The 12,661-nt window shown below is 56.2% G+C and carries 9 protein-coding genes; 6 read left to right on the top strand and 3 right to left on the bottom strand.

The window, feature by feature from the left end:
• The first annotated feature begins 25 nt into the window (after positions 1 to 25).
• Positions 26 to 1,753, top strand: a complete 1,728-nt coding sequence (gene ycaO, locus C5F52_RS06525; protein WP_104797518.1) for a 30S ribosomal protein S12 methylthiotransferase accessory factor YcaO — start codon at positions 26 to 28, stop codon at positions 1,751 to 1,753.
• Between the two features lie 72 nt (positions 1,754 to 1,825).
• Here the strand turns inward: ycaO and C5F52_RS06520 are convergent, their stop codons facing one another.
• A complete protein-coding gene (locus C5F52_RS06520) occupies positions 1,826 to 2,533 on the bottom strand; it encodes a VOC family protein (protein ID WP_104797517.1) in 708 nt (235 codons plus the stop codon).
• Positions 2,534 to 2,550: 17 nt separating this feature from the next.
• Entirely contained in the window at positions 2,551 to 4,113 is a 1,563-nt protein-coding gene (locus C5F52_RS06515) for a class I adenylate-forming enzyme family protein (RefSeq protein WP_104797516.1), read from the bottom strand.
• 69 nt (positions 4,114 to 4,182) lie between these two features.
• On the opposite strand from C5F52_RS06515, the gene C5F52_RS06510 reads away from it, so the two are divergent.
• A complete protein-coding gene (locus C5F52_RS06510) occupies positions 4,183 to 5,037 on the top strand; it encodes an RNA pseudouridine synthase (protein WP_104797515.1) in 855 nt (284 codons plus the stop codon).
• Positions 5,038 to 5,040: 3 nt separating this feature from the next.
• On the opposite strand, the gene C5F52_RS06505 is transcribed toward C5F52_RS06510, so the two are convergent.
• On the bottom strand, positions 5,041 to 5,580 hold the full coding sequence (locus tag C5F52_RS06505; protein WP_104797514.1) for a C40 family peptidase: 540 nt from the start codon (positions 5,578 to 5,580) through the stop codon (positions 5,041 to 5,043).
• A 159-nt stretch (positions 5,581 to 5,739) separates the two neighbouring features.
• On the opposite strand from C5F52_RS06505, the gene C5F52_RS06500 reads away from it, so the two are divergent.
• From C5F52_RS06500 to odhB, 4 genes are all read left to right on the top strand, one after another.
• Entirely contained in the window at positions 5,740 to 6,342 is a 603-nt protein-coding gene (locus tag C5F52_RS06500; RefSeq protein ID WP_104797513.1) for an isochorismatase family protein, read from the top strand.
• Between the two features lie 92 nt (positions 6,343 to 6,434).
• On the top strand, positions 6,435 to 8,330 hold the full coding sequence (locus tag C5F52_RS06495) for a propionate--CoA ligase (RefSeq protein WP_104797512.1): 1,896 nt from the start codon (positions 6,435 to 6,437) through the stop codon (positions 8,328 to 8,330).
• A gap of 154 nt (positions 8,331 to 8,484) precedes the next feature.
• The gene (locus C5F52_RS06490; protein ID WP_104797511.1) at positions 8,485 to 11,349 is read left to right on the top strand and encodes a 2-oxoglutarate dehydrogenase E1 component; all 2,865 of its coding nucleotides are present in this window, start codon (positions 8,485 to 8,487) and stop codon (positions 11,347 to 11,349) included.
• Between the two features lie 37 nt (positions 11,350 to 11,386).
• Entirely contained in the window at positions 11,387 to 12,640 is a 1,254-nt protein-coding gene (gene odhB, locus C5F52_RS06485; RefSeq protein ID WP_104797510.1) for a 2-oxoglutarate dehydrogenase complex dihydrolipoyllysine-residue succinyltransferase, read from the top strand.
• Positions 12,641 to 12,661: the final 21 nt, after the last annotated feature.

The following is a 12,661-nucleotide window of genomic DNA, read 5'->3' as shown; positions in this document are numbered from 1 at the left end:
CTGCTGTTTTTTAAAGCGATTTACCGTGCCCACTCAAAGTTTTATTCTTGGCAAAGACGCGCCACTTGAATCCACCATCAACACTATGCAGGCCAAATTGCAGGCCATGGGGTTTCACATTCAAGAGAAAAGCTGGCTCAATCCCGTGGATGGGATTTGGTCGGTTCACATCCGCGACCGCGATTGCCCCGCCTTGTTTGCCAACGGCAAAGGCGCTACGCGCATGGCGTGTTTGGCCAGTGCTTTGGGTGAGTTTTTTGAACGCTTGGCCACCAATTATTTTTGGACGCATTTCTACCTTGGCCCCCTCACGGCGGATGCCTCGTTTGTGCACTACCCGCAAGAGCGTTGGTTTGATTTGACGGATGACGGTTCGTGGCCCAAGGGTTTACTCAACGCTGAGCTGCACACCTTTTACAACCCAGAAAGCAACATCGATTGCGCCAATTTGGTCGACTTCAACTCGGGCAACGTTGAGCGCGGCATTTGCGCTATTCCCTATGAGCGCCAGCGCGATGGCGAGACGGTCTATATCCCCGTCAACATCATTGGCAATTTGTATGTGAGCAACGGCATGTCAGCGGGTAACACCGCGCTAGAGGCACGCACACAAGCGTTGTCTGAGATTTTTGAACGCCATGTAAAAGCCAAGATCATCAGCGAAGGTATCTGTTTGCCCGATGTGCCAGAGGCGGTGATCAACCGCTACCCGCGTATCGCCGCAGGCATTGAAGCCTTGCGCGCGGCAGGCTTTGGCATCTTGGTGAAAGACGCATCGCTGGGCGGTAAGTACCCCGTGATGAACGTGACCTTGCTGCATCCTGAAGACCAAGGCTGCTTTGCCAGCTTTGGTGCGCACCCGCGTTTTGAGGTGGCACTGGAGCGTGCATTGACCGAACTACTGCAAGGCCGCGCGTTGGATAGTTTGAGCGGTTTTCCTGCGCCCACATTTGATTTGGAAGAAGCGGCCAGTGCGCCCAACATCGAAATTCATTTTGTGGATTCGAGTGGCGTGATTCACTGGGAGTTCTTGGGTCAGATTCCAGACTATGTGTTTGTGGACTGGAACTTTGCCAACACCACGCCTGAAGACTACGCGTATTGCGTCAAGCGCATGCACGACGATGGGTTTGACATTTACATCGCCGACTTCGAGCACTTGGGCGTGTATGCCTGCCGCGTGCTCGTACCAGGTATGTCTGAGATTTACCCTGTGGACGACCTCGACTTTGAGAACAACAGCATCGCCAACGAAATGCGCGAGGCCATTCTCAATTTGACCGACCTTGACAACGAAGAATGTTCAGACTTGTTGGCCTCGTTGAATGAGTCCAACTTGGCCGACGAGCGCCCCGTGGCGGGCTTGATTGGCATGGCCGCGGATGCAGGTAGCTTTTGGGCGGATTTGCGTGTGGGCGAACTCAAAACCATGTTGGCCTTGGCTTGCGGCGATGAAGCTGCCACGGTGGAAGGCTGTGAGTGGATTCGCCACTTTGACCAAATACCGCAGCAACGCCGCGCGGTATACGCGTGCATCGAAACCTTGGTGTTGCTGACCGATCGTGGCGACACTGCGCCTTATGTGGGTGCGATTCGTCAGCTGTATGGCGCGGGTGTGTTTGAGCAAGCGCATGCACTCATCATGCAAACCGACCGTTTCATGGGTATCTCAGCGCCTGGCTTGATGATGGAGGGCTGCGAGATGCAACACAAGTTGTGGGCGGCCTACGAAAAAGTGCAAGAGTACAAGTAACCGAACGCAAACAAAAAAGCCGCTTTTCAAAGCGGCTTTTTCATGAGTGCTTGAGGTGCAAGCGCTGCGGGCTTAGATGCCTAAACTTTCCAACACCACCACGCCTTTAGGTGTTTGCAGCGTGGCTTTCAAGTTGGCAGGACCTTCGGTCACGCTCACACGGTTGAGTTCAATCGCGTCATAGGCTGCTTGCAGTTTGGCCGCACTGGGGTGAATCACCTCTAGGCTTTGCAGCGTCACGCCTGAGCGGGTGAGGGTGTTGCGGGGATGGAGCTTGAGTGGGTCGGTGGCTTCGGGCTTGCCCCACTGAATGAGGGTGGGCATGCAGCCGTCAAATAAGCGCTGACCGTCGGCACGCACCGAGATTTGCCAGTTGAGCGTGCCGCGATTCGTGCGGCGGTTGGCCGAGATGGCGGGGCCGCGGTCAATGCCTTGCATGCGGATGGCCATGCGTGCGGCACGAATGTCCGGGGTGTTGACCACAAAGTGCACCAAGCGCGGCTCTTTAGCCACGGCCTTTTGCAAGGCAGGGTCGTCCATGTCGAACCAACGCGTGGGGCAGGCACGTTTAGGGCGCACGGCGTTGGGGTCGATGGCGATGATTTCGACATAGGCCATCGGGTTAGCAGGCGAGGCCACTTTGAACAAGCGGTTGTGTGTGCCGTACAGCGTGTGTTCGCCGCCAGGGCCAGGCGTGATGCCCAGTGTGTCTTCGCACCATTGCACGCCTTGTTCTAGGCTTTTGGCAACGATGACGAGGTGGTCTATTTGTGTGTGCATGGGGCAGCACGATACCACTAGGGCTGAGTGAGTCTGAGTCGCAGCTCGGTTTTCAGCACTTTGCCGTAGTTGTTCTTGGGCAGGCTATCGACCAATTCGTAGCGTTTGGGGCGTTTGAAGCGGGCAATTTCGTTGAGGCAATACGTGTCTAGGTCTTGGGCGCTGACGATGCTGCCTTGTTGCACCACCACAAAAGCCACGATGATTTCGCCCCACTCAGGGTCGGGAGCTCCCACCACGGCTACTTCGCTCACGCCTGGGGCTTGTAACAACACTTCTTCTACTTCGCGTGGGTACACGTTGGAGCCGCCGCTGATGATGAGGTCTTTGCTGCGGTCTTTGAGGGTGAGAAACCCATGCGCGTCTAAGCAGCCCATATCGCCCGTAAACAACCAACCGTCGCGAATGGCGGCTTGTGTGGCTTCAGGGTTGCGCCAGTAGCCACCCATGACGCTGTCGCCTTTGATGAGCACTTCGCCCACTTCACCCAAAGGCAGGTCGTGACCCTGTTCATCGGTGATGCGAATTTGCACTGGTGTTTGCGCCACGCCGATAGATGCCAAGCGTTGGGCGTGTTCGGGGTGGGTGGTGTCGCTCAAATGGAAGCGGGACAGGGCCGTGCCCACCATGGGGCTTTCGCCTTGGCCGTAAATTTGCACAAAGCGTGGGCCCATGATGCGAAGGGCGCGCTGGATGTCTGCGGCGTACATGGGTGCGCCGCCGTAGACGATGGTTTTGAAAGCGAGGGCGCAAGCTTTGGGTGTGAGTGAGGTTTGCTCGGCATGGTCGACCAAGCGTTTGACGATGGTGGGTGCTGCAAACATGGAAAGTGGCCCAACCGACTGACCGAGTTCCAACAACTCCGCTGCATCAAAGCCGCCAGAAGCTGGCACCACATGACGTGCACCTGCCATCAAATGTGGGATGGCATAAAGACCAGCACCGTGTGACATGGGAGCGGCGTAGACGATGGCGTCTTGGTCAGTGATGGCATCCACGTCGGTGAAGTAAGCCAAGCCCATCGTCATCAAGTTGCGGTGGGTGATCATCACACCTTTAGGGCGACCCGTCGTGCCACTGGTGTAGAACAACCAAGCGAGGTCGTCTGACTGGCGTTCAATGATGGGCTTTGTTGGTGGCGCATCGCTGGCTTGAGGCATGGTCCACAAGGCATTGGCCTCAGCACTGTCCACATCGATGACGCGTTGCAAGCCGGTCAATTGTTGGGGTGTGTTGGTGGTGACGTCGGCCATCACGTCAGACGTGACAAAGGCCCAGCAGGCTTGCGCGTTGTCGATGATCCACTGCGCTTCGCGCACATGCAGCTTGGCGTTGATAGGTACCACGGCCAAGCCTGCCCACCATGCGCCAAAGAGAACCTCTAGGTAACGCGGGTGGTTGTGCATGAAGATGGCCACGCGGTCGCCGGGCTGCAAGCCTGCGTTTTGAAACTGTTGGGCCAAATGCGCGCAGCGTTGTGCCCATTGCGTGTAAGTAGCCACAGCCTGTGTGCCATGAAAAATAGCAGCGCGTTTGGGAAACTGCCGCGCCATGCGCTGGAGTAAATGAGCCAAGTTCAACGAAATCTCTCCACAAAGAGCTGAATGGGTGAACGATACAACGATTAACTGTGGGAGGATTCAGCTCTTATGAATTCCAGTCAATCCTTGGGTGATCGCCCAGCCGAAGGCGAACGCCTTTCTAAACGCATCATGCAACTGCGCGACTGTTCGCGCCGCGAAGCCGAGCAATACATCGAAGCGGGCTTTGTGCGCGTGGATGGGGTGGTGGTGCAAGAGCCGCAGTTTCGTGTGACGACGCAAAACGTGGCGGTGGATGCGCATGCGAGTTTGCTCAACCTCATGTCGGTGACGCTGATTTTGAACAAGCCTGCAGGTTGGACCGATGGCTTAGAGCCTTTGCTCGTCAAAAATCCGGTGGCTCGGTCAGCACCTGCTGGTAAACCTGGTGCATCAGTTCGCCCTCCAGCCCGCGCGCCTAAAGGCCCGCAAAACGTTCGCACTTTGCTCACGTCTGAGCAGCACAGCAAGCACGACCACAGCGGTGTGCGCTTCTTGAAAAGCCATTTGGCCAAGCTTGATGCCAGCGTGCCGTTGGAATACGAGGCCAGCGGCTTGGTGGCGTTCACCCAAGACTTCCGTGTGCAGCGCAAGTTGATGGAAGACATGGCGTTCATCGAGCAAGAGCTGATCGTGGACGTGCGGGGTGAGGTGTTGCCCGATGCCTTGCGTCCGATTGAACGCGCCATGCGAGATGAGCGCCTGCGCTTGCCTGATTTCAAAATCAGTGTGGGCAGTGCCAATCCCGAGCGCAGCAAGTTGCGTTTGGCGGTGAAAGGCTCGCAGCTAGGCTTGGCGCCTTATTTGTGTGAGTTGGCGGGCTTGGAAATCTTGGCGCTGCGACGCATCCGCTTGGGACGCGTGAGCTTGGGCGATTTGGAAGAGGGGACTTGGCGCTACCTGGCCGAAGGCGAGCGTTTCTGACGCTTAGTTGTCGTTGTTGCCTGCGGCGGGCACACGACGGGCGCCTGTGAAGCGGCGGTCCCAATAAGCATCGCGCATGTCCTCGACGCGTACGCTTTTGCCTGAGCGAGGTGAGTGGATGAACTTGTTGTCACCCACGTAGATGCCCACATGGCTGAAAGTTTGGCGCATGGTGTTGAAGAACACCAAGTCGCCTGGCTTCAAATCTTGCTTGTCGATTTTCTCGGTTGCGGCAGCTTGTTCACTGGCGCGACGGGGCAAGACCTTGCCCACGGTTTGCTCGAACATGGAGCGCACAAAGCCACTGCAGTCAAATCCCGTGGCAGCGCTGGTGCCGCCACGTCGGTAGGGCACGCCCAAGAAGGTCATGGCGTTGCCCACCAAGTCGGAAGCCGTATCACCCACCGATTGGCGTACCTGGTCCATTTGCGCGACGATGCCGCGTTCGGCCAAATAGCGCTCAATGTCATCTGCTGCATTGTTCGACGGTGCAGCATGTGCACTGGCGACGCAGCAGAGGATGAGTAGGGTACGTTTCAACATAGCCAGTTATTCTAGCTGCTTTATCTGCGAAAACTTATCAAATACATCGCCTAAGTTGTTGATTTTACTAGGGTTAATCCTAAAGTAAACGATATTGACAGGCTGCAAATTTCATATCGTCGATACTTGCAGTTTTCTACAAACCTATTCGACCCTCGCATGTTGCTCGACGACCAAGAATCCCAACTCGTGCTGGTGGACTACCAAGCCCGCCTGATGCCCGCCATTTTTGAAGCTGATTTGGTGCTGGCCAATGCCATGCGTTTGGCGCAAGCCGCGCACTGGATGGAAGTGCCGACCTACGGTACCGAGCAAAACCCAGACAAGCTAGGCCAAAACCCTGCCGAACTGCGCGCCTTGTGCCGACGGACCATCCCCAAGATGAGTTTCAGTGCTTGCCCCGATGGCTTGAGCGAAGTGTTGCGCCCCGCAGCACGCGCACCTGCTGGCAACGCCCGCAGCTTGCCCAAGCATTTGCAAAAGGCCGTGCCGCAAGAGCCCACACGCCAAAGCATCGTCATTGCGGGCTGCGAAGCGCATGTGTGCTTGCTGCAAACTGCCTTGGATTTGCTAGAAGAAGAGTATTCGGTGTGGGTGGTGACGGATGCTTGTGGTTCACGCACCGAGCGCAACCGCGACGCCGCGTTTGACCGCTTGGCCGGAGCCGGTGCAGAACTGGTGACCACCGAGATGGTGTTGTTTGAATGGCTGCGCACGGCAGAGGCGGACCCGTTCAAAGAAATCCACGCGCTGATCAAATAAAGGGTAATTACCCACCCGAAAAGTCAGCTTGTTGCAAGTCCGTCCTTCTCATAATTATGAATTCAGTACAGATTCGTTTTTAGGAGAAATAGATGGTTGCGTACGCAGATTTTCACCGCCGTTCCATTGAGGACCGCGACGCTTTTTGGTCTGAGCAGGCCAAATTGGTGGATTGGGAAACACCTCCCCAGCAAATCTGCGATTACAGCAACCCTCCCTTTGCCAAGTGGTTTGTGGGTGGCAAGACCAACATTTGCCACAATGCGGTCGACCGTCACCTCAAAGACCGCGCTGACCAAGCCGCGTTGATTTTCGTTTCCACAGAAACCAACCAAGAACACACGTACACATTTCGCGACTTGCACGCTGAAGTGCAGCGCATGGCAGCGATTTTGAAAGACTTGGGCATTGTCAAAGGCGACCGCGTCTTGATTTACATGCCCATGATTGCCGAAGCGGCATTTGCCATGTTGGCTTGCGCGCGTTTGGGCGCGATCCATTCGGTGGTGTTCGGCGGTTTTGCATCTCACTCCTTGGCCACTCGCATTGAAGATGCGTCACCCAAGGTCATCATCAGCGCGGACGCAGGTTCACGTGGCGGCAAAGGCGTGCCTTACAAGCCATTGCTGGACGAGGCCATCAACTTGTCTGCGCACAAGCCCAAGAGCGTCATCATGGTGGACCGCAAATTGGCGGCCTTTACTCCCGTGGCTGGCCGCGATGTGGACTACGCCACCGAGCGCGCCAAGCACATGGACACGCAAGTGCCTTGCGAGTGGGTCGAGTCCACGCATCCCAGCTACACCCTGTACACATCAGGCACCACGGGCAAGCCAAAAGGCGTGCAACGTGACACCGGTGGCTACACCGTGGCCTTGGCTTCCAGCATTCCTAATATCTACCAAGGCAAGCCTGGTGAGACCTTCTTCTGTACCAGCGACATCGGTTGGGTGGTGGGCCACAGCTACATCATCTACGGCCCACTGATTGGCGGCATGGCCACCATCATGTACGAAGGCCTGCCCATCCGCCCAGACGGCGGCATTTGGTGGAGCTTGGTGGAGAAGTACAAAGTCTCGGTCATGTTCAGCGCGCCCACAGCGATTCGCGTGCTCAAAAAGCAAGACCCAGCGCTGCTCACCAAGTACGACTTGTCGACGCTCAAGGCCTTGTTCTTGGCTGGCGAGCCTTTGGACGAGCCAACCGCCAAGTGGATTTCTGAAGGCCTGAACGGCAAAGCCATCATCGACAACTACTGGCAAACCGAAACCGGCTGGCCTATCTTGACCATCTGCAACGGCGTGGAAAAAGCGCCTAGCAAGTTTGGTTCACCCGGCAAGGCGGTGTATGGTTACAACGTCAAGTTGGTGGATGACCAAACGGGCGAAGAGCTCACAGGCGCTAACCAAAAAGGCGTGTTGACCATCGAAGGCCCACTGCCTCCTGGCAACTTGCAAACCATTTGGGGTGATGACAACCGTTTCGTCAACACCTATTGGAAGACCGTGCCCAACAAACTCGTGTACAGCACCTTCGACTGGGCTGTGCGTGACGAAGATGGCTACTACTTCATCTTGGGCCGTACCGATGACGTGATCAACGTCGCCGGTCACCGCTTGGGCACTCGCGAAATCGAGGAGAGCATCTCCAGTCATCCCAACATCGCCGAAGTGGCGGTGGTGGGCGTCGCCGACCAGCTCAAAGGTCAAGTGGCCATGGCATTTGCCATCGCCAAAGACACCTCTGGCCTGACCGACGATGCCGCCCGCAAAGCCCTGGAAGCCGAAGTCATGAAGGTGGTGGACAGCCAACTCGGTGCAGTGGCCCGCCCATCACGCGTGATTTTTGTCTCGGCTTTGCCCAAAACACGCAGCGGTAAATTGCTGCGCCGTGCCATCCAAGCGGTAGCTGAAGGGCGCGATCCTGGTGACTTGACCACCATGGACGATCCCGCCGCTTTGCAGCAAATCAAGGACCAAATCGTTTAATTGAGCCGCCTGCGGCTGGTTTCGGTGGCACAATCTTGGGTGTAACTTAGGTCAATCCTGATCAAAGTCGCATCCGCTAACCGGTCCAGCCGTGTCGCGGAGGTTTTTTTCCAACCAACTAATGTTTCCTGCAGGGAAACGGAGGTCAGCGCAAATGAGTGAGACAACCGTCTATCAAGCCTATTCAGGCAATACCCATCTCTTCGGGGGCAACACCCCCTACGTCGAAGAGATGTATGAAAACTATCTAGCCAACCCAGGTAGCGTGCCCGATTCGTGGCGCGAGTACTTTGATGCGTTGTCGCATGTGCCCGCAGTCGATGGCTCGAACGCCAAAGACGTGCCTCACTTGCCCGTCATCAATGCCTTTGCTGAACGTGCCAAATCTGGCGGCACCAAAGTTGTCATGGCGAGCGAAAACGTTGAAATGGGCCGCAAGCGCACTGCTGTGCAGCAACTCATCGCCGCCTACCGCAACGTGGGTCAACGTTGGGCTGACCTTGATCCACTCAAGCGCACTGAGCGCCCCAATATTCCTGATCTCGATCCCGCTTTCTACGGCTTCACCGATGCCGACCAAGAAACCGTTTTCGACACCAGCAACACTTTCTTCGGCAAGAACAATATGTCCTTGCGCGAGTTGCTCAACGCTTTGCGTGAAACCTACTGCGGCACTTTGGGCGCCGAGTACATGTACACCTCGGAGCAATCCGAAAAGCGTTGGTGGCAAGAGAAGCTGGAAAGCATCCGCAGCAAAGCCAACTTCAACTCTGATAAAAAGAAAGCCATCCTTGAGCGCCTGACCGCCGCTGAAGGTTTGGAACGCTACCTCCACACGAAATACGTGGGCCAAAAGCGCTTCTCGCTCGAAGGTGGTGAAAGCTTCATTGCCGCAATGGACGAACTGATTCAACAAGCCGGCCTCAAGGGCGTGCAAGAAGTTGTGATCGGTATGGCCCACCGTGGCCGTTTGAACGTGTTGGTCAACACCATGCGCAAGTTGCCTTCTGACTTGTTCGCTGAGTTCGACCACACAGCGCCTGAAGACTTGCCAGCTGGTGACGTGAAATACCACCAAGGCTTTAGCTCGGATGTGTCCACCATTGGTGGCCCCGTGCATTTGTCATTGGCGTTCAACCCCTCGCATTTGGAAATCGTCAACCCTGTGGTGGAAGGCTCTGTGCGCGCACGCATGGACCGCCGTGCAGACCCAACGGGCAGCCAAGTCTTGCCAGTGCTGGTGCACGGTGACTCTGCCTTCGGCGGTCAAGGCGTGAACCAAGAAACCTTGGCTCTGGCCCAAACCCGTGGTTACACCACTGGCGGCACGGTGCACATCATTGTGAACAACCAAATCGGTTTCACCACTTCAGATCCACGTGACATGCGTTCTAGCGTGTTCTGTACCGACATCGTCAAGATGGTCGAAGCACCTGTGTTGCACGTCAACGGTGATGATCCAGAAGCCGTGGTGTTGGCCACGCAACTGGCCCTCGAATACCGCATGGCCTTCCGCAAAGACGTGGTGCTCGACATCGTGTGTTTCCGCAAACTCGGCCACAACGAGCAAGACACACCAGCGCTGACTCAGCCGCTGATGTACAAAAAAATTGCCGCTCACCCTGGCACCCGCAAGCTGTTCGCCGACAAGTTGGCCACACAAGGCTTGGGCGAGACTTTGGGGGACGACATGGTCAAGGCTTACCGCGCCGCTTTGGACGCTGGCAAACACACGGATGATCCTGTGTTGACCAACTTCAAAACCAAGTTCACTGTGGACTGGTCGCCCTTCATGGGCAAGAAGTGGACTGATGCAGGTGACACCGCGATCCCAATGTCTGAGTGGAAGCGCTTGGCTGAGAAAATCACCACCATCCCCGCATCCGTCACGCCTCACCAGTTGGTGAAAAAGGTGTACGACGACCGTGCCGCCATGGGCCGTGGCGACACGCCTGTGGATTGGGGCATGGGCGAGCACATGGCTTTCGCATCCTTGGTGGCCAGCGGCTACCCCGTGCGTTTGTCGGGCGAAGATTGCGGTCGTGGCACGTTCACGCACCGTCACGCTGTGATTCACGATCAAAAGCGTGAAAAGTGGGACACCGGTACTTATGTTGCGTTGCAAAACGTGACTGAAAACCAAGCGCCTTTCACCGTGATCGATTCGATCTTGTCTGAAGAAGCGGTACTCGGTTTCGAATACGGTTACGCCTCCAACGATCCCAACACCATGGTGATCTGGGAAGCCCAGTTCGGCGACTTCGCCAACGGCGCCCAAGTGGTGATCGACCAGTTCATTGCTTCTGGCGAAGTGAAGTGGGGCCGTGTCAACGGCTTGACTTTGATGCTGCCACACGGCTACGAAGGCCAAGGCCCAGAGCACAGCTCGGCACGCCTCGAGCGCTTCATGCAGCTCGCCGCTGACACCAACATGCAGATCGTGCAGCCCACCACGGCCAGCCAGATCTTCCACGTGTTGCGTCGTCAAATGGTGCGCGACTTGCGCAAGCCATTAATCATTTTCACACCGAAGTCGCTGTTGCGTAACAAAGACGCGACATCACCCGTGTCTGAATTCACCAAGGGTTCGTTCCAAACCATCATTCCTGAAAACAAAGCGCTCAAGGCCGACAAGGTCAAACGCGTGTTGGTGTGCTCAGGCAAGGTTTACTACGACCTGGTCAAGAAGCGTGAAGAGTTGGGTGCTGACGACGTTGCTATCTTGCGCGCCGAACAGCTCTATCCATTCCCACACAAAGCTTTCGCGGCTGAACTCAAGAAGTACCCCAACGCCACTGAATTGGTGTGGACGCAAGACGAGCCACAAAACCAAGGCGCATGGTTCTTTGTGCAGCACTACATCCACGAAAACATGTCGTCGGGTCAAAAGCTCGGTTACTCGGGTCGTGCCGCTTCGGCGTCGCCAGCCGTGGGTTACTCACACCTGCACCAAGAGCAGCAAAAAGCGCTGGTCGAAGGCGCATTCGGCAAGCTCAAGGGCTTTGTTCTGACCAAATAAATCGTTGAAACGAACACTCAAATAAAGAGAGATAAACATGGCAATCATCGAAGTAAAAGTTCCTCAGCTGTCCGAATCCGTGGCCGAAGCCACCATGCTGCAATGGAAAAAGAAAGTGGGCGAGTCAGTTGCTGCTGACGAAATCTTGATCGACATCGAGACTGACAAAGTGGTGCTCGAAGTGCCCGCACCAGCTGCTGGCGTGTTGTGCGAAATCGTGGTCGCTGATGGCGGCACAGTGGCTGCTGAGCAGCTCATCGCTCGCATCGACACCGATGGCAAAGTTGGCGCAGTTGCCGCTCCCGCAGCCGCAGCACCTGCTGCCGCACCAGCCGCTGCTGCTCCTGCAGCAGCTGCAGCTGCTTCTAGCAGCAAAGCCGGCGTGGCCATGCCCGCTGCAGCCAAACTGATGGCTGACAACAACTTGGCTGCCGGCTCTGTGTCTGGCACAGGCAAAGACGGTCGCGTTACCAAAGGTGATGTGTTGTCTGCTGTGGCTGGTGGTGTGCAATCCACTGCTGCTGTGATTCCTACTGGCGCACCTGCCAAGTCACTGCCACAAGTTGCGGCATCTGTCGTGGCTTTGGGTGACCGCCCAGAGCAACGCGTGCCCATGACACGTCTGCGTGCTCGCGTGGCTGAGCGTTTGTTGCAATCGCAATCGACCAACGCCATCCTGACCACGTTTAACGAAATCAACATGGCTCCCGTCATGGACATGCGCAAGCGCATGCAGGATCGTTTCGAAAAGGAACACGGTTGCAAGTTGGGCTTCATGAGCTTCTTCGTCAAAGCTGCAGTGCACGCCTTGAAGAAGTTCCCCGTGTTGAACGCTTCGGTCGACGGCAATGACATCGTCTACCACGGCTACTTCGACATCGGTATCGCTGTGGGCTCGCCACGCGGTCTGGTGGTGCCAATTTTGCGCAACGCCGATCAAATGAGCTTTGCCGACATCGAGAAGAAAATTGCTGAATTCGGCGTGAAAGCCCGTGACGGCAAGTTGGGCTTAGAAGAGATGACCGGCGGTACTTTCTCTATCTCCAACGGCGGCACCTTCGGCTCCATGATGTCGACCCCGATCATCAACCCACCACAGTCTGCGATTCTGGGCGTGCACGCGACCAAAGACCGCGCCATGGTGGAAAACGGTCAAGTGGTGGTTCGCCCCATGAACTACTTCGCGATGTCTTACGACCACCGCATCATTGACGGCCGTGAAGCTGTCTTGGGCTTGGTGGCGATGAAAGAAGCGCTGGAAGATCCAGCTCGCTTGCTGTTCGACATTTAATTCACCCATTTTCAATGCCCC

Source organism: Limnohabitans sp. TS-CS-82, from assembly GCF_002943475.1.
The sequence above is the reverse complement of the archived record's forward strand: the minus strand, read 5'-3'. Positions and strand labels throughout refer to the sequence as shown.

Excerpts from the sequence above, each read along its gene's own strand:
- C5F52_RS06510 (WP_104797515.1), top strand. The coding sequence starts at position 4,183 with ATGAATTCCAGTCAATCCTTGGGTGATCGCCCAGCCGAAGGCGAACGC.
- C5F52_RS06520 (WP_104797517.1), bottom strand. The coding sequence starts at position 2,533 with ATGCACACACAAATAGACCACCTCGTCATCGTTGCCAAAAGCCTAGAA.
- C5F52_RS06500 (WP_104797513.1), top strand. The coding sequence starts at position 5,740 with ATGTTGCTCGACGACCAAGAATCCCAACTCGTGCTGGTGGACTACCAA.
- C5F52_RS06495 (WP_104797512.1), top strand. The coding sequence starts at position 6,435 with ATGGTTGCGTACGCAGATTTTCACCGCCGTTCCATTGAGGACCGCGAC.
- C5F52_RS06490 (WP_104797511.1), top strand. The coding sequence starts at position 8,485 with ATGAGTGAGACAACCGTCTATCAAGCCTATTCAGGCAATACCCATCTC.
- odhB (WP_104797510.1), top strand. The coding sequence starts at position 11,387 with ATGGCAATCATCGAAGTAAAAGTTCCTCAGCTGTCCGAATCCGTGGCC.
- C5F52_RS06505 (WP_104797514.1), bottom strand. The coding sequence starts at position 5,580 with ATGTTGAAACGTACCCTACTCATCCTCTGCTGCGTCGCCAGTGCACAT.